Origin of the sequence: Pseudomonas anatoliensis (assembly GCF_017976235.1) — a bacterium.
Taxonomy (GTDB): Bacteria; Pseudomonadota; Gammaproteobacteria; order Pseudomonadales; family Pseudomonadaceae; genus Aquipseudomonas; species Aquipseudomonas anatoliensis.
The window spans coordinates 563,466-580,960 of record NZ_JACVHC010000003.1; the positions used below are offsets into that span (position 1 = coordinate 563,466).

18 protein-coding genes are annotated in these 17,495 nt (G+C 53.9%); 2 read left to right on the top strand and 16 right to left on the bottom strand.

Annotation, left to right across the window (positions count from 1 at the left end):
• Window positions 1–81: 81 nt before the first annotated feature.
• Window positions 82–465: a helicase gene (locus ICA16_RS12130; protein WP_150595957.1), complete on the bottom strand. Its 384-nt coding sequence runs from the start codon at window positions 463–465 to the stop codon at window positions 82–84.
• Window positions 466–819: 354 nt separating this feature from the next.
• On the opposite strand from ICA16_RS12130, the gene ICA16_RS12135 reads away from it, so the two are divergent.
• Window positions 820–1,182: a DUF6124 family protein gene (locus ICA16_RS12135; RefSeq protein WP_210700680.1), complete on the top strand. Its 363-nt coding sequence runs from the start codon at window positions 820–822 to the stop codon at window positions 1,180–1,182.
• Window positions 1,183–1,296: 114 nt separating this feature from the next.
• On the opposite strand, the gene ICA16_RS12140 is transcribed toward ICA16_RS12135, so the two are convergent.
• From ICA16_RS12140 to ICA16_RS12195, 12 genes are all read right to left on the bottom strand, one after another.
• Complete coding sequence (locus ICA16_RS12140; protein WP_191626489.1) at window positions 1,297–1,461, bottom strand: hypothetical protein; 165 nt, start codon at window positions 1,459–1,461, stop codon at window positions 1,297–1,299.
• Window positions 1,462–1,607: 146 nt separating this feature from the next.
• Complete coding sequence (locus ICA16_RS12145) at window positions 1,608–2,207, bottom strand: lysozyme inhibitor LprI family protein (protein WP_210700681.1); 600 nt, start codon at window positions 2,205–2,207, stop codon at window positions 1,608–1,610.
• Complete coding sequence (locus tag ICA16_RS12150; RefSeq protein ID WP_210700800.1) at window positions 2,204–3,277, bottom strand: tetratricopeptide repeat protein; 1,074 nt, start codon at window positions 3,275–3,277, stop codon at window positions 2,204–2,206. The genes ICA16_RS12145 and ICA16_RS12150 overlap by 4 nt, the downstream gene beginning before the upstream one ends.
• Before the next feature lie 2 nt (window positions 3,278–3,279).
• A complete protein-coding gene (locus ICA16_RS12155; protein WP_210700682.1) occupies window positions 3,280–4,128 on the bottom strand; it encodes a tetratricopeptide repeat protein in 849 nt (282 codons plus the stop codon).
• On the bottom strand, window positions 4,115–4,660 hold the full coding sequence (locus ICA16_RS12160) for a hypothetical protein (protein ID WP_210700683.1): 546 nt from the start codon (window positions 4,658–4,660) through the stop codon (window positions 4,115–4,117). Before ICA16_RS12160 ends, ICA16_RS12155 begins: the two co-directional genes overlap by 14 nt.
• 4 nt (window positions 4,661–4,664) lie before the next feature.
• A complete protein-coding gene (locus ICA16_RS12165) occupies window positions 4,665–5,120 on the bottom strand; it encodes a hypothetical protein (protein ID WP_210700801.1) in 456 nt (151 codons plus the stop codon).
• Between the two features lie 86 nt (window positions 5,121–5,206).
• Window positions 5,207–5,716: a hypothetical protein gene (locus ICA16_RS12170; RefSeq protein ID WP_338049925.1), complete on the bottom strand. Its 510-nt coding sequence runs from the start codon at window positions 5,714–5,716 to the stop codon at window positions 5,207–5,209.
• On the bottom strand, window positions 5,713–8,163 hold the full coding sequence (locus ICA16_RS12175) for a PEP-utilizing enzyme (protein WP_210700684.1): 2,451 nt from the start codon (window positions 8,161–8,163) through the stop codon (window positions 5,713–5,715). The genes ICA16_RS12170 and ICA16_RS12175 overlap by 4 nt, the downstream gene beginning before the upstream one ends.
• Window positions 8,164–8,172: 9 nt before the next feature.
• The gene (locus ICA16_RS12180; RefSeq protein WP_210700685.1) at window positions 8,173–9,567 is read right to left on the bottom strand and encodes a TIGR01777 family oxidoreductase; all 1,395 of its coding nucleotides are present in this window, start codon (window positions 9,565–9,567) and stop codon (window positions 8,173–8,175) included.
• 67 nt (window positions 9,568–9,634) lie between these two features.
• Complete coding sequence (locus ICA16_RS12185) at window positions 9,635–10,993, bottom strand: lysozyme inhibitor LprI family protein (protein WP_210553352.1); 1,359 nt, start codon at window positions 10,991–10,993, stop codon at window positions 9,635–9,637.
• A gap of 20 nt (window positions 10,994–11,013) precedes the next feature.
• Complete coding sequence (locus ICA16_RS12190) at window positions 11,014–11,475, bottom strand: XAC2610-related protein (RefSeq protein ID WP_210700686.1); 462 nt, start codon at window positions 11,473–11,475, stop codon at window positions 11,014–11,016.
• A 9-nt stretch (window positions 11,476–11,484) separates the two neighbouring features.
• Window positions 11,485–11,910, bottom strand: a complete 426-nt coding sequence (locus tag ICA16_RS12195; protein ID WP_210700687.1) for a hypothetical protein — start codon at window positions 11,908–11,910, stop codon at window positions 11,485–11,487.
• Between the two features lie 510 nt (window positions 11,911–12,420).
• Between ICA16_RS12195 and ICA16_RS12200 the strand changes: the two genes are divergently transcribed.
• The gene (locus ICA16_RS12200; protein WP_210700688.1) at window positions 12,421–12,807 is read left to right on the top strand and encodes a DUF6124 family protein; all 387 of its coding nucleotides are present in this window, start codon (window positions 12,421–12,423) and stop codon (window positions 12,805–12,807) included.
• 58 nt (window positions 12,808–12,865) lie between these two features.
• On the opposite strand, the gene ICA16_RS12205 is transcribed toward ICA16_RS12200, so the two are convergent.
• The 3 genes from ICA16_RS12205 to ICA16_RS12215 all read right to left on the bottom strand — a co-directional run bounded on the left by ICA16_RS12205 (window position 12,866) and on the right by ICA16_RS12215 (window position 17,470).
• On the bottom strand, window positions 12,866–13,459 hold the full coding sequence (locus tag ICA16_RS12205) for a hypothetical protein (protein WP_210700689.1): 594 nt from the start codon (window positions 13,457–13,459) through the stop codon (window positions 12,866–12,868).
• Window positions 13,460–13,752: 293 nt separating this feature from the next.
• Window positions 13,753–14,607 (bottom strand): tetratricopeptide repeat protein, encoded by an 855-nt coding sequence (locus tag ICA16_RS12210; protein WP_210700690.1) that lies wholly within the window; start codon window positions 14,605–14,607, stop codon window positions 13,753–13,755.
• Window positions 14,597–17,470, bottom strand: coding sequence for a hypothetical protein (locus tag ICA16_RS12215; RefSeq protein WP_210700691.1), 2,874 nt, complete (start codon window positions 17,468–17,470; stop codon window positions 14,597–14,599). The genes ICA16_RS12210 and ICA16_RS12215 overlap by 11 nt, the downstream gene beginning before the upstream one ends.
• Window positions 17,471–17,495 lie beyond the last annotated feature (25 nt).

The following is a 17,495-nucleotide window of genomic DNA, read 5'->3' on the forward strand; positions in this document are numbered from 1 at the left end:
GGTAGATCGAGTATTCTGGCTTTGGGGCCGCTTCGCAGCCCAACGGGGATAAATCCCCTCGCCACAAAAACCCTTCTACTCTCAGGCTTTTGGCTTGGCCTTCCTCGGCTTCAAATACTTCATCAACCCCTGAAACCACATCACCAGCGCCGGATTGCCCTTGATCTGGATCGACTTGTCCTGAATCCCCTGCATAAACGCCAACTGCTTGTTCTTCGCCTGCATCGTGGCAAAGCCATAACCCGCATCTTTAAACGCAATCGCAAACGCCGGCTCCGCCACCACCCCAGACTTGCTGGTGATGCGTTGATCCTTGACCACGAAATGCCGCGCCACTTTCCCATCCAGCGTCTGCATCTGAAACACCAGATCCTTGTCACCCAACTGCTGCTGGAACGCGGGATTTGTCCGGCTGGCCTTACCCATCAACAAACCCATCATCCACAGAAGAAAACGAAATTTCATGCGCACAGCCTCAAAAGGAAAATGAACGGCCGGGGGAGTGTAACGGCTTCAAGCGATAACGCCACTATTGGTAAACGTTGGAAGAGGATGCCGCCGTTTTCTAGCACGATGACTACCAAGTCACACTTCCCTACACACGCCTACACACATTTCTGTAGGAGCTGCCGAAGGCTGCGATCTTTTGATCTTCCACCCCGTAAACCTATGGAAAATTTCCTGCAAAGAGCCGGGCTGTTCATGAACTAGGCGGACGGGTGGGCTATCGATAAGCTCTGTGTGTCGCCGCAAAATCGGTGATCGGATGTGCAAGTCCGTATTCGGGGAAAATCAATTAACTGCTCAGGATTTACACCCATGACTGATGAAACATTCGACGCTGATTCAACCTCCCCCTACGCGTCTCCCGATTCAAAGAAATTCCACGAAGCCGCCGAGCGCGCCCTCGACCACCATTTCAAACCCGCCGTCGAACCACGCCCCAAACGCGAAACCGGCCTCTTCAGCCTCTCCCCCGGTACCGACGCCGAAGCCCTCATGGCCAACGCCTCGGAAGACCTGCTGTCCATCAGCGTCATCGCCTGCGACCTGGCTGACAACCTCCACGGCTCCCGCCGCTCGGTCGCGCTGGCCCTTAGCAGAATGGCGGATGGGGTGCGGTTGATGGTCGAAGGGATGCTTGATCACATAGAAGTGCGGAGTGTGAAGGCCAAACCTTAACGGGATTTGCGGATGGAAAAAGGGGACGTTAAGTCCCCTTTCTGCAACTGTCTGTAAAAAATTCAGACACAAAAAAGCTGCCAATCAGGCAGCTTTTTTGAGAATCCGAAACCTTCAACCGGCCAGTCGACCAACAGGCTCGAAATCACTGCCGTTGGACAGAGCAACATCCAGAAAGCGGCTGCGCTTATTACCAGAGCGCTTGGCCAAAACTTCACGAGCTTCAGCCTGGAACCGGGCAGCCATCATAGGCTTTGGTTCATGTTTTGACTTTTTCATGGAAACCTCTCGGGTCTCGAAATTTGACTGGATGTTGGAGGCTCGACGCCGCCAATAACAAGTCAACTACAAGGGAATATTGAGTCCTTTTCTGTCAGCGGACAGGTAAACAAAACGCAGGAAACGCTTTTAAACCAATCATTGCATCAGCGATTCATAGGCAACTGAAAACGCATACGAACAATGCAATAAGCGAAGTCTTCACGAAACAGCCGACCAGCCATTTCACAGTGCCCATCAGCGTATTGTTTCCAAAGCGGATCGTCGAAGGCTGCTCCCCCCAATCGCTCCATCGAAGTCGCCAGTCCTTTTTCCCGGTCCTGCCCAGCCATGGCCGTGGCGGCTTTGTAAAAACCGTCCAGCGGTAACCCGGTTTGCAGAGCAATCAACTCTCCCAAACGTGCGTTGGTTGTTTGCACCAGACACCCAAGCCTATCAATCGGCGCTTCAGCACCCGGGAACGTGCCTTGATAGATCTCCTCGCAAAACCCTTCTTTGAAGCGCACCCATTTCTTCTGCACGTCTTTGAGTTGCATCTTTTCCGCAGGCGCCAAACTGGCCAGCGCTTTCTTATATTGCTCATTCAAGACTGCATCGACTTTCTCGAAAGTCTGCTGACCGCAGATGATCAAATCGCGATTGGTAAAGCTGTCAGGATTGCAGGCTTCCTGCGCATGCGCTGGAACCAGCGAAGCAGCCAAAAAAACACCCGCGATCAGCTCAAAGAACGTCTTGAGTTTGATCATGATCCGGATCCGCCAACACTGCGCTCAACCACCCTCGCCGGGATCTTCGAAGCCTTTCCCGCTTCCGACATACGCGATGCATATTGCTTGTACGCCGGCACCGCTCGCTCTTTATCGTTCATAGCCCAATAGCTATCTGCGAGATTCAGGTAAGCCACCGTCCGCTCTGGGTTGTGTGCAATTACCGCATTCAACAGTTCAATGGACTCTACGTAGTAACCCGCTTCGCCGAGTAGAAAACCAAGGTCGTTGGACCAGCCAGGATGCTGTCGGAAGTAGTACTTTCCGGTGATATAACTCTCCGGAGAGCACGCGCCATGTGAGTCATCGCCCATCAGTGCCTCACTCATCACTCTTTTGAAAGACCTGCTGTCACCCTTCCGATACGCCGCCAGCGCCGTATCCAGCAGGTCCGCCGAATAGACTGTCATGAGTTTTCTATAACCGTCCTGAGGTCCGCTAATGTTCGCAGCGCGCAGCTTTTGAAGAGCCTCGAACCCATCGAAGGACGCCAAAGTGATAGAGCCCAATGTCCGCACCGGCAACTCCGCCACGCTGATGAGCGAGCGATCGCAATACTCGTTGTTAACCAACTGCAATATTTGCTTTAGCTCAAACTGCCTTGAAATTCTATTGAAGGCGAACAACAGGTTGAAGTTGTAAACCGCGTTATCTTCTTCGCTGGTTACCAGCGCGATGTAATCCCCGGCCTCAACGAACGGCTGCTTGACCACAGCTTCCTCAGCCTGCGGATCAATGACAGTCATGACGCCAGGGCGACCTTTGAGTACATGAACGCTGAATACACCCTGAAGCGCAGACGAGTACTGACTCTTGATCAGAGGCAGCGCCTTCGACGTATCGAGCAAGATGTCCTCGTCACGCGCTTGTTCCGGCGCAATCAACAATCGGTTAGAAACTTCGTCCGCATCGCCCGCCAGCACAAACACCTTTTGCCGTGATGCATCACCCAGCAAGCTAGCCGGAATTTCCTTCAGGACTTGTGGGGCAGCGAGTGCGTATGAAGTGGTTAGCAGCCCAAGGCTCAACACGATAAAGCGGAAGAACATATTCACTCTTTCAGTCCCTGAATTTCGGATCGCTCAACGACGCGTTGCGGAATCTTCTGCGCTTTACCGGCGGCACTCATCGCGTCGCGGTACTCGCGGTAATAACGCTGCGCTTCTTCTTGCCGATCAAGTCGCCACAGCGAATCAGCCATGTTCAGCATCAGCACCGTGCGCTTGCCGACAGCCTCTACGCCGCGATAAAACTTAAGTGCCAACTCATCTCTACCGCCCTCGGCCAGATAAAAACCCAGGTCGTTGTACGCCTGAACATTTTGCGCCGGGGGATGGCACGCCATGTAGGACTCTGGACTTAGAAAGTTCAGGCTCGATTCGATGGACTCTGCGCGGGACTGCGCAGCTTTGATGGTCGAGATATATTTCAACCACTCCTTCGGGGACTCCGTTTCCAGGATAGGCGTAAGGACTTCACCATCTTCCGAAAACCACTGATTACCCACCCATTTGCCGAGACAAAAACGAGGGGAACGCTCGGCCAGCACGCAACCGGTTTCCATGGAGATCACATCGCAATGCTGTTGCGACACGAGTTTTTCTTCTTGATTCTCGTCCGACAACATGCCGAAGACCACCGGGTCGAGCAATAAGGTTTTATTGTCAGGACTGAGCCAATCCGAGTGCCCATCGGCGCCAACATCAGCACTGAAGAGCGGGAAGGTTTTGCCGTTGGCGGTGAACCATGCGGTCGCCGAATCCACACCGGGCATCGTCCATTTTGTCGCTCTAAACGTCACGGAGTGCCCATCGATACCGACTATTGGCGGGTCCTCGGCGAGGGCACTTGTGGCGGCAAGAAGGCAGCTGATCATCAACACCCATTTAAGGCTGGCCATAGACGATCCTCTTCACCGCCGGGCTTTCTGACATTAACTGTCTCTTCGTAACGCCATAGGCCTTGATCAACTCTTCCCGAGATCCCTTCGAGCCAAAAGAGCGTTGGTTATTATCGAAGCTGTATTGCTCCAATCGCCCTGCTGTCGAGTAATACCCATGCCACTCCGCGCAGGCACCACAACCGCCATATCCGCCTATCGAAACAAGACTGCCCTTGGTGCCTTCCACGCAATCCATCCCCACAACAACATTGCTCAACATTTTCGTCTTCGCACCGTCGGAAGTGAGTTGTGAAACTTTGCTGATATCGCGTCGAAGCACTTTGCTACCGATGTTGATGGTCTGGTCGGAGCAGACCGGGATGACGTGGGTTTGCGCACCATCCACCGTCACCGATCGGCAGGACGACACCAACACCACTTCAACACCGCCGCACTGCATGACATCGCGCTGAGTAAAGGCGTCCGAAGGCGCGGCGAGAGCTGGCGGAGAGAGCAGGAGCGAAATACTGCCCGCGAGAAGACGGTTCATCCACTCACTCCTCATCCATCGGCAACGATTCCACGTCGGTCATGCTCAGCAGCCGGAATTCGTTGTTCACAAATTCGTAGTAACGGTCCCGGTTACCACTTTCCAAAGAATTCCCCTGCGCATCTTCTTCGCCGTCGAGCGTGATGCCGGAGACGATGATCAAGCGGCTGTCGGGCTGGTAGACCATGCCTAAGGTGCTGCCGTCGTAAGCATTCGGCAGACCGCCAACAACCTCACCGGTCTGGGCATCCAGCACTTCGCCGCAAATGGCGCTGCCGCCACAGCCGAGTCTGTTCAGGATGTAGTGGCCGGCAAAGTTGACCTTGCCTTTTAGGACTTGCACCCGTGCCTGATCCATCAATGGGCTGCTGTTCTCTTGCGGAACCAACTTATGGTTGGGGCCGGTGAAAACGGGCGAGACGGTGTAATCCTTGAAGGTTGGATCGGCGGCGAAAGCCATGGACGCGGCAACCAATATCAAGCTGCCGAGAACAATCGAAAATCCTTTCACGTAGTAACTCCGTAAATGCAGTGGGGACCGTCGACTTACTCGGACTGCCCTTCATAACGCTCTGTCTGCGGGTTGAATTGCCACAGATGGGTTCGGGTCATGGCCTCTTTGCCCTTGTAGCGGATCTGGCCGCGCTTATCGCGGATGTAGGAGTAGATCTCGATGTCTTTTACATCGCCGCCGTTCCTAGGCGGACCGTCCAGTACCTTGATCCCGGCGAAGTAATCACCGCCCGTGTGTTTCAAGTAACCGCGGCACTGGATCAGGAAGGCATACGTCATATCACCTGCTGAGCCGTGACTTGAATATGAGAGAAAAATGAAGTCATCCTGGCCGTCGCCATTAAGGTCACCCTGATACACGACCTTGCCCTTTTCCAGGGAAAAATGACCGTCGTAGAACGACGAATGCACATCAATCTTTCGATCTGCACTTTCCATCCATTGCGAGAGAAAGTTCTTGGTATCGCTACTCTCGTTGCACAGATCCGTCGCCATGCCAGCCATTGGCATACAGCTCATCAATAACATCAGCAGTCGTTTCACTTCATATCCTTCGAATTGATCAATTCCAAATCCCCATCCCGATAAACCACCTCACACCCCACCCACGCCGGATCAACCTGCGGCATCACCGCCGATGGCTTGCGCAACTCACGCAACAGCGTCGAGCCATGCGACAACCGCCCACCCATCCGCGCAATCACCGCCCGCGCAGCTTGATAGTGCGCATGACGTCCCGGATCAAGCGTGTCCTCCAGCAAAATGTCCTTCCCGAGAACACCCCGCACCTGCCCCGGATAAATCATGAATCCGGTGGCCTGCTCCGCACCTTCGCGACCGTCCTGCCAGAAGCTGCCGTCGCGGCTGCGTACGTCCGGATGCGGCGCGAACCAGTGCTCGCGATCCGCCAGCGGCATGGCGTGGTGCAGGCGGAAGAAGATGCGCATCAGGTTGTCGCGATACCACTCTCGCACTTGCAGGTAGTAACCGCGCAGGCCCGGCAGGCCGGTCGCGTTGGCGAGGCGGATTAGCCGTGACCATTGTGGGAATGGCTGGAGCGGCAATTCGCTCGCCGCTGGCCGAGGGGTGGCCGGGTCGGTCTCCCAAGGCAAACGATGCGGGCTGTTTTCAAGGTTGTCGTACGCGGTCGGCGGGCGGCCCAGCCAGTCGCCGCCACTGCTGGCCAGTGCCGTGGCGATGCACAGATTGCCTTGCACCACGAACACGTAAAACCGGGTGAACCAGTCCGCCAGTTGCTGGCCGTCGGCACCCTGGGCGACGAGGTCGGTCAACTCCTGATCGAAACGCTGCAAACCACGCTCAAGGGTCAGCAGATGACCTCGGGCGATGCGTTGCATACGCAGGAACAGCGGCAACGAGCGCAGCACTTTCAGCGGTTGCCACGGCAGATACGGGGTCGCGCCGCCGACTTCACCGGCGTAGTTGCTGGCGCTGATGCCCCAGTCGGCGAGTCGGGCGAGGAACAGGTCGTTGTTGATGTAGGACGCGCCGCCGAACACGGCAGTGAACGGCTCGTTGTCCTGCAACACCCGCGCATCCCACCGCGCCATGATCGCCGGGATACTCGCCGCCGCGCGGCGCTGAGCGTACTCGACAAAAACGCTCGGTTGCGGCGGCAGGATCTCGGCGATGTTCGCGGCGGTGAGGTGCCGGCGCCAGCCGTAGTCGCTGATCGGCCGGTATTGCAGCAGCCACAGTTGTGAGCCGTCCCAGGCCCATTCGACGTCGCCGGGCACGTAGTGGAATACGCGCAATACGTCTTGCAAGAAACGCCAGAGCAGGTCTTCGGTCAAGCCGTGGGATGGCGTGAACGCGCCGCTACGCCAGGCATCGCCAACCCGCGAAAGCGTTGCCCGCGAAGGGCTGACGTGACCGTCGGCCAGCGATTCGAGATGGCCTTCAACCCATTCGAGTTCTACCGAGAGATGTCGCACGAAAGCGATCCCGGACACTACCGGCGTGATGAAGCGTTGCACCACCACTTCCTCGACGCCTTCGGCGGTCAATTCGGCGATGCGCGTTGGCACGTTGGCGGTCGGCTCGCGCAGGAAAGTCGTGCTCAACCCGGCGTTGGCCGAGTCGGCCTGATCTTCGCCGTAACTGGAGGAGCGCACCGCCCAGGTCACGTCGGGTTGGGCGGCGAGAAACGCAGGCAGACGCGGATCAGCGCAATCGTTGAGCGTCAGTGCCGCCGGCACCGGTTGCCGGGCCAGCTCAGCCAAGCGCAAACGCCCGCCCTTGGTGTGCGCAACAAACCCGCGCTCGCCCGACTCCAGCCACTGCGCGAACTGCGCGGGCGAGTCGATCCACGGGTAGTGACCCCAACCGGGTTTGAGGCTGATGGTCAGATCAGCGCGAGCGAGAATCGCCGACCACGCCGCCGCTTGCTCGATGCCCAGCACGTTGTCCTGATCGCCCCAAACCAGCTCGACCGGATCGGTGATCCACTCCAGCAGCGGCAGCGCGGTGTCGGCCCGCACCAGATCCCAGTGCGGCACGAATGCCCGGCAGCGCGCATAACCGGCGCCCATGCGCTGGTACTGCGCGGGCGTCCAGGTCTGATTGGAAAACTTGCGCGCGAACAGCGTGGGTTTGTTCGACAGCAGCCAGTGAATGGTCTTGCGGATTGGCAGTGGTGACATCAGCGCCGGTAGCCGCCGCTGCCACAAAAACGCCCCGACCGGCGCCAGCAAAACACTGCGCGAAAAGTGCCCGGGCCGCCGTTGCAACGCATGCAACACCAGCAAAGCATTGACCCCGACCGCCATGATCGCGCTGCCCTTTTGCGTCATCGCCAGCAAGGTCTCGGCGTAGGCCGCGAGATCCTCGCAGGGTGGCTGCGGATTGGCGCCGAAGCCCGGCAACTCCAGCGGCACCACGTCGTAGCGCTGAAAGTGCGGCAACGCATCGTCCCACCAATCGGCGGCGCTGCCGTTGCCGGCCAGCAGGTACATCAAGGGCTTGCTCATGGACGATCCTCAGGTCAGATCGCGCAGAGCGGCGTCGAGGGTGGGATAACGGAATGTGTAGCCGGCCTCGGTCAAACGCTGCGGCACCACGCGCTGACCGTCGAAGAACAACTGCGCCATCTCCCCTGCCATAGCACGCACTGGCGCAGCGGGAATGTGGAACCACACCGGGCGCTTGAGGACTTTGCCGGCCTGCTCGGCGAACGCGGCCTGACTGACCGTTTCGGGCGCGACCATGTTGTAGGTGCCACACAGAATGTCGTCGTTGAAGGCCTGCGCGATCACCTGAAGCACATCGTCGCGATGCACCCAGCTCATGATCTGCCGACCGTCACCCATGCGCCCGCCGAAGCCCAGACGGAACGGCATCAGCAACGGTGTCAACGCACCGCCCGGGCCGAACACCACGCCGAGGCGCAGCACCACCTGACGCACGCCAAACTCGGTGGCCGGTTGCGCGGCGGCTTCCCAACGCACACAGAGTTCAGCCATGAAACCGTCGCCCTTGCCGGCGTGTTCGTCGAGGCTTTCGCTGGCATCGCGCACGCCGTAGTAGCCGATGGCCGAGGCTTGAATCCATAGCGCTGGTTTGTGCTTGGTGTTCTTCAGCCAGGTCATCAGTGCTTCGGTTGTGCCGACTCGGCTGGCGAGCAGTTGAGCCTGACGTTTCGGAGTCCAACGTGGGCCGGCAACCGGCGCGCCTGCGAGGTTGATCACCACATCGAAGGTTTCATCGTGGCTGAGTTCGCTCAGGGACTGCACGCTGCGAACGCGACCGCCGAACAGATTGGCTGCTTTTAACGGATCACGTGCCAGCACACTCACAGTGTGGCCGGCGTCGAGTAATTGGTTGATCACGGCCTCACCAATAAACCCGGTACCGCCGGTGATCAGCACACGCTTGTGGGCGCTGCCGGCAAACGGGTTGGACGTGCTCTGAGTCTTTACTCGAGGGGATTTTCGACGGTCATGGCGATACAGACAGACCAGCGGCGGCAACAGCAGCAACAGCGCAAAACCGTCGAGCCACAGGTGCGACCAGACCTGTTGTTGCGCTGACAGCCACATATCCTGCGGCGCCCATAACAGGATGCCGGCGATCAACCAGCCCCACACCATCGGCGCTTTCGAGCGATTGCCGATGTGCACCAGCGCGAGCATGTACAGCGAATAACTTTGCAGCGTCGCACCGAAGAGTGCGAGCCACCAGACCTGTTGTTCGTGGCCGGCGGCGGGTACTGCGTCGGCGCCCCAGAATGCCAGTTCGAGAACTTGCAGATAGCCGTCGAGTAAACCGGAATGCCCGGCCCAGGTCAGGGTGAGACCGGCGAGTATGTGCACGATCGCGGCGGCGTACAGCCAGAGCACTAGCGCGGTGCGAAGCGAGGTCGAGGGGGCTGGCATTCCGTGTCCTGAGCGCATTCCTTGGGGGTGGGGAGTTTAAAGGAAAAGCTTGGGGTTTCGGGGGTTGTCAGTAGCAGTGGCTGGGTTTGATTGGCGTGGTGGAGTTTTTCTTCAAGTGTTCCAAACCGAAACTCGCGCCTTCGCTACCCTTCGCGAGAGCCAGTTGATAACAGGCCATGGCTCGGGATGGATCTTTGGTACCCCATTCGCCGCTCGCGAAGGTAGATCCCAACTTGCTGATCGCGTTGGCATCGCCCATTTTCACGGCGCCCATCAGTGCCTGCTCTGCAAGCGCAGGATTTTTGCAGGGACCATCAAATGTTAGCTCGTTGCCGTCGCAGTAAAACTCGGAAAGCCCCATCGCACCGTTCGGCAAAGTGGTGGCCGCTGCTTTGAATAGTGACTCCAAAGTATCCGTCGGCACCTGCGGCGCCATGCCCGAGAGACTCAGAATGGCTGCTTTATAACTGGCGAGTGGGTCTCCGGAGTGCGCTGCACATAATAAGTTTTCTAGCGTGGCCTCAAACAACTCAACGGTGCGAGGCTGGTCTTCCGGCGCACCCAATGCTTCGAACGCCTCGGCACGCTGGAAACAGAAACTTTCTTTCTTGCTCATCGTCGGCGTGCTCGCCGCTACCAGGTCTTTTTCCCGAATCGACCAGTCTTCAACACCCTCGAGCACCCAACACGCCTGCCGGGAAAAGTTGAAGGCTTTGACGTTGCTCCAACCGGCGCGTCGATCCACAACAGTGGAATGGCTGTCGTCGTATTCCCAAATCACAACACCCGGGGTTTTGCGAGATTCGATAGGCGCCATCAACGGATAGGCCAACCCAGCCCCCTTCTCGCCCGTGGTCACCGGTTCGAAACGACCCGATTCGGCCTTTGGCTTTAATACCAGCGATTTGACGGTAAACGCAGTGAGCCGGCGCTGTGCTTCGATATCGGCAGAAAACACTGCCAGGAACGGTAAGAAATCCTCGGATGGACAAGCGTCGCTGGCATTGCCTTTATCGGATAGATGCGCGGACTGTTCCGGCGCAATCTTGTCCAGATACGCCGAACGCTCGCGACTCATTCTGGCGATACACGAGTTGACGGCGAACACATGCGCTGGCATCCCCGTCTCGATTTCGAATGCCTCCAACGGACAATTCGTATCGCGCAATTTCAGCCACGCACGCTGCGACTCCTTGACCTTCGCCGCGTACTCCGCGCCCAACACCGGATCTGTTCGATAGTCAGATTCAAGCCGCGTCATCAGCTGCTTGTAGCTGACGTTCAACTGCGCATCGGCAACCTGCTTCGCCGCCTCCGAGCAAGGCACCATTTCCAGACTTGAGGTGACCTGGCTGCAGTCATCCTGCGCATAGACCGCTGAAACTGGCAGCAGCATGGCCAGCAGGGTAAAAACAAAACGGTTCACTGTGTTCATCCTTGAGTCATTCAGGTTTTGCGTTTGGTGAATCGGGTGATGCATTGCTTGGGGATGTTCATTTCCCAGTAAGTGCTGAGCAACGCTTTACGTTTTTTGTCGACGCGCAGGTTAAAGAAGCCATCGCCGCAGTCCGGCTGCAACTCTTCGAAGGTGCCGGTTTTGACTTGGTAAATGAACACCCGGTAGTAGTGGTAAGTGCCCATGCCGTCATCGAGCTGCCAGATTGCGAAATCCTGGGCGCCGTCGAAATTGAAATCGTCGAACTGCATGTGGAGTTCGTTTTCGGCTTCAAAATCGATTGTTCGCGACTCGCTGTGCGTTTCACTTTTAACCGCGATGCTCAGCTTGGAGCTTTCGAGAATCAGCGTCGCTTCAACGCCTTTGGCTGGGCTGATCGTGGTGGTTTCGGCTAACGCCGGGATCGTCCACATCAGGCCGAGCAGTGATACCGCTAGAGTTTTGAATTGCATGTGTTCGCCCTACTCCCACTTGCATCCGGACTCCGGAGAGGAGTCAACACTGGTGCTAATTCCGAAGCTGTAAGCCTTACCGTTGGACTGCTTTGTGTAAGACATCGAGACGATCTGTGAGCCCTGCGTCATCAACTCATAAGTGCCCGTGACCTTGCCGTTGACGACTTCAGACCAGGTTCTGGTGTGCCGCCAAGGGGCGTCCGGGTCGAGAGTTTCGTTTTCTGAATCCGTTAGAACAATGGAAATGGGCTCATAGGATTTGGCGTACTTCACAAAGCCACCAGACCATTTGCTGGTTTCGTCGTAGTAGGTACGAAGCTCGAACTTTACCGGGCTGGATTGCGAGAGTTCAAAACAGAGTGATTCGGTAGTGACTGCGCTGTGCGCCATCAGCGGAAAGAGGCTGACCAGCAGAAGAAGTACTTTTTTCATGTTCATTTCCTTATGAGAGTCGGGTTCACTGCTGTTCCACTCCCGACTTTCTCCACAAAAAACCTGTCATCGGTAGGCGTCGGTTACGTGGATAAGCCGTTGTTGTCAGACCAATCCTCTTTGTGTCGCAACCACTTAAACAGAAGTCACGATTTTTCCGTTTCCTACTAAACGGATGTCATGTTCGTCGGACATTTCCCGCAAGACGCCGAGCCATCCATGAACTATCCACCTCTTGCATTCACCGCTAACCTTGATTTGTCACCGCAAAAAACGGTGACACGGACGTGCAAGTCCGGGTAAAAGACGACACGCAACGTCATTGGTCGCTGATCGGGTATATACCTGCTCGCGCTACCGACTGTATGGCGGCTGTGCGTGGGAGATCTTTCTTTCGAGAGCGATCTGCCGGGTCCGTCTGCCCGGTCTTGCACACCTGCGCACAGCTGCCACCTTATTCGCGTGCAAGCGAACGGTGGTAGCTCCTTACCTACAGACGGAGAAAAACCCATGTTCAAGGTGACGCCCAACCCGCCAGATAACGCTGGCCCCCCCGCCGAACAATCCCTCGACACGGAACAGCTCGACAAAGAAGCCGCCGACCGCGCCTTCGCCCATTACTTCCCACCTACCAACGACAAACCATCCAAACGCCGTAAAGGCAGACTCTTCACCATCTCCACCGGCATTGATTCTGAAGCCCTCCTAGCCAACGCCTCCGAAGACATGCTGTCCATCAGCGCCATCGCCGCCAAATTAGCGGACGATGTCGAAGGCTCGAACCGCTCGGTGGCATTGGCACTGAGTCGAATTTCCGATGGCGCGCAGCTCATGGTGGAACGTGCGTTGGATCATCTGGAAGAGTTGATAGCGGCGAGACAGGAAGCGAAAACGTAAGCGCAACGAGGGGGCGGATTGAGAACCAACTGAAAGTCCGTCCCCGCTTTCCATAGGTTTAAAGGCTTTCACTCATATCCGCGCATTCTTTCACATCGGCGAGAACCTTGCGGTCACCATAGTTAAAAACGCAAACAGGCTTTATGAAACTACCTCGCATTTTCTGGCACGCACCACCGCTTTTTTCTTTGAAAACACACTGCTCATCAGAAATCATCAACTCTTTGCCTGGCGTCAAGGTCAAAACCTCCTGACCTTCTATACGGTAAATACTTTCGTATATTGAGCCACCTGACTGCTGAATATCTTTAAAACTTCCATCCTGCAACTCAGAAGCGCTTGCGGGAATAGATCCAATATAGTGAGCCACTCCGTCATTAGCAGAAGCAGCAAAAATCATGACTTGAGCGTTGAGTCCCATATCATCACTGATTGGATAAGAAAATATAAAAGGCACGCTGTAATCACCTGACACTACTCTATAGACGTACTCAGACCGACAGCCACGATCAGAACCCAAGAGGGTAAAAAATTCTTCTTTGAAAGAAAGTACCAATTCAACTGCTTCGTTACCCCCCTCCTCCTTGCACACTAGCTTATGCTCTATTGATGCGGAATTTGCTGCACCACTATATATAAATAGCAAAAGCATCAGGAGTCGAACCATTTGTGTATATCTCAAAATAAACAAACTAGCAAAAAATGAAAAATAAGGAAAGCCGTAGTCAGGCCACGATTTTGGTCATTACTAAAACGTGGCCTTACCCAACTCCACTGATCATTAGGCGCAGAGCTTGAAGTAATTTGTAAGCCCTCTCATAAACAAACCATTTTGTTCGAATAATTACTAACCTATTACGTGCCCATTTCGCCTATGGAGCCAGTCTATAAAAGACTGTCTCTTTTCATAAGTAAAACGACCACTACGCCTCATATCACCCCCATCTACTTCAATCGTTCTGCAACTCGCGCGGGCATTTTCCCCAGCAGGCCTTTCTTTGCCATCGCCGAACGATAATCAACGTAATAGCCCTTTGCTTCTTCGTGTTTACCAAGCGCCCAGAGCGAATCTGCCACATTAAGCTTCAACGGTACCCTATTCCCTGCAAGAGGAAGTAGACGCTCATAAATTTGCATTGCTAATAGGTGTTCACCACCCTGCGCAAAGTAGAACGCGACATCGTTATATGCTGGAATACTTTTTTCCGGTGGGTAACATGCCATATATGAAGGAACTCCCATAAAAACATAATCTTTTAATGCACTAGCACGAGATTCACTTTCGGTAACTCCAGCCACGTTAGAAATCAATCGACTTGGTGGAACCCCTCCTGTAGAAGCGTCAAAAACATCTCCTGTAGAGTCCTTCCACCGTTCATCCTGCCAAGCACCATCACACTGCTGCACTGAGCCAATATTTTTAACACAACCTGTTTCTAGCGATATCACGTCACAGTACGCTTGAGAGGAAATTTTTTTATTACCATCCCCATCAATAACTTCCCCAGCATTGGTTCTTTGAACGATCAAATATTCTTTCTGAGGAGACATCATGCTCACATCAGAACTGGCCACAATTCCTTCTTCTGAATTATCAGTCTTAGTAGGAATCGCGTAAATCTTGAATTCAACTTTAGAGTTTTTAAACTCAACCTCACTCCACCCTCCAAATCTTTCGTTATACCCCGTAAAGCTTAGCTTGCTATTGTTTATGCCAAACATTCCTAAACTTGAATTCTCAGCATAACTAGGCTCAATAGCTAACAACGCCAAAACCGCGAACAAGAAATTATTGAACATTAACCGCCGCCTTCAACTTATCATATCGATCTGATGGGTCCGTCATACCGACCCGATTAGGTCCATAAATATCGGTAATTTTTCGCTCATAGAGTGCGTGATTACTACCCCAGGTTGCCAAGTCTTTACTTACAGTAGGGTTCTGCAAAAAAAACTTGTTTAACGCACTTTTCAAATTTGCCCCCACGTTTCCAGGCCGATTGACATGCTCATCTAAAACGGTAGCTAAGCCAAGTGTTGACAGAAATAGCTGCCCAACATTAAAGCTATACGTACTTATCGACTTGACACGAACATCTCTCAAGCGCTCAACAAATTCTGAGATTTGAAGTTCTACATATTCAGGCGATCCTACTGCACAAGACAAAACAGCTACTGGCTTACACTGAATTACATGTCCAAAATTAAACTCACCGCAGCCTTCCCTTAATTTATTCTTCAACGCCCCCCGCTCAAATTTTTCACCGTTTGAAAACTCAGAATCTTGATAGTAGAGCTTAGGTTTATCTGAACTCAGGTCCAAGTGCCAGCCTTGATTCTCGAATAATTCTACATACTCTTCAGGATAGAGTTTTTTGAAATTTTTGATTTGAATCGGAAGCTCGCCCTCACCATCGATATTGACAGTTTTTTGCATTGCGCCTGCAGATATTATTTCACTGTCATACGCTTGAACAGTATTCACCTTCCCCTCATTTTCACACATGACGGAAATAACTTTTTTCTCAAAAGCTGATACGTTACTAGCGGCCTCTACAGCGCCCCATTGAGGAGCGTCCCCCAATTTTCCATCTCCCCAAGCTGCTGGACCATAACGACCATGGTATCTGGTAACTTTCACAACAGCATTGCAAGCACATTGTTTTTTTCGATCAAAATTAGCTATCAGTGCAACAACGTGTACGTGCCAAATTTTTCCATCTGAATTAAGGCTTTCCTTTGCAGCAACTTCTTTCCACCAAGACAACGAATTGATTCGCTGCTTTTGCGCAACCCAATCCAAGTTCGGACGATCCGCTGAATGCCCCATTAGTTCATCTAGGGCATCCCATTTCGCCGCATTATAGAACCACTCACTTTCGCACTTAGTAATAAGCTGGGATATAGATTGCGCGAACCAAGGCTTCGCAAGTGCTGCCTGGATTTCAGTAGATGTCAGTTTGTTGTTCTTATCAGAATCAATAACATCGAACAACCCTTCCTTTACTGGCCCTTTAGTAGATTTACTAGCCAAGGGGACGAAGGTAGCTTTTTCTTCCTCTGTGAGCATATCGCGATCATGAAGGAATGAAGAAAGGTGATCGGCATTACTGCCAGTCTCTTCAATAAATTTAAACCCGACCCATTCCCACGGTTTATGGCGAGTGGTCATCAAATCCTTATCGCACACCCATCCGCTGATGGGATTTCCCTGGCCGTCACCCAGTATCCCTTCGAGGTGCCACCATCTAGTCGTACTTGTAGTTGCGGGAGCGTTGCCTGTGCTGGGGGTAGTGGTAGATTGTTTGATTTTTTTTGAATCCGGCAGGGCCTCTAAAACACTTGAGGGAACAACCAGATCATATCCAATCACCACACCGGCGTCGTTGGCTTGTGGTGGATTGGTCGCACTTATATCTGGGCGATGAGTAATTAGCTTCGTATCTTTGTGAATCTTTAACAGATTTTTTTGATCGTCTGGTAAGGCAGCAGCTGCACCTTGGCTAAGAGAAACAAATTTCTCAATGTCATCGCACGTGAATACTTCCACATGAACTAGGTTGCGAGGTGCTCCTTCATCATGTTCTTGATAATGACCTGCAAAACCAACCAATGCGCCGGCCTTAATGGTCACAGGTTCATCGAGCAAAACGACCTTCCCCATATCCTTGGGCTCAGTCTTAGTTTCAAGAGAGGGAAACCATACATAACCTCCAATATTGCCAGCCTCATCAGCAGCAAGTGCAGGAATTGGATTACCACTCACAACTTTTACTAGTTTTCGATAGTTACCAACTGCGCCTTCCTGGCTAATTTCAATTTGAGTGCCAGCAGGCAGAATCGACATAACCTCGCCGGTGGTCGACCCCGTTCTACGAACTCTCAACCCCTTGGCCTGATTAGCAGGTATATTTTTTGCTAGCTCGCCAATCAGGTACTGATCTGGGCCTTTACTGTTCATTTGGGTTTTGAACACCCAGCCGCCTACAGCTACGGATTGGTCAGCTTCCGGCGACACACTTACAACTTTTAGCCATTTTCCATCTGTACTCGCGCCTCCCGTGGTGACGGTTGTGCCACGCGGCAATGTAGTCAGAATATTGGTGTAATCCGTGGTTCCTGGAAGCCCTGCGCGCACATTCAGGCCCTCGACGGGATCCTTCACATCCGCTTTTACTTGGTAGCCTCCATTAACCCAATAGGACGGCCGCTCCAATATAGGCGTTTTCGTCCTGTAGCCATCCATGTCCAACAGATGCATATACAGGCTATAAAACGTCAATATCGGTCCCGCAGCTGGAGCAGGTGGCGGAGGTCCACCTGCTCCGGCAGGTGGTGCTGGAGGGGACGGCACCTCCAAGACGTGCTTAATCAGCACAAAGCCTGTCGAAGCAAAGGCGGTACGGTCGGTATATACCGTGGCTGGATAAGTGTCATCGATCCGATAGGCAACTACTTGCCCATCAGCGATGCAACGAACCTCGCTCTGTGCCGAGACTAATCCAGAAGCCTCATCAAAATGCACGCCGCCATGCCACAAGCCATTGCTGCCAAGTGGGTAATAACCATCCTGCGCCTTCGCTAATGCCGCGTAATACTGCTGTGGATCTGTGCCACCTGCACCACCTATCTTTATTGGGTAAGACCACTTTTTAACTTTCACTGGCTCTGTCATTTGTACTTTTACC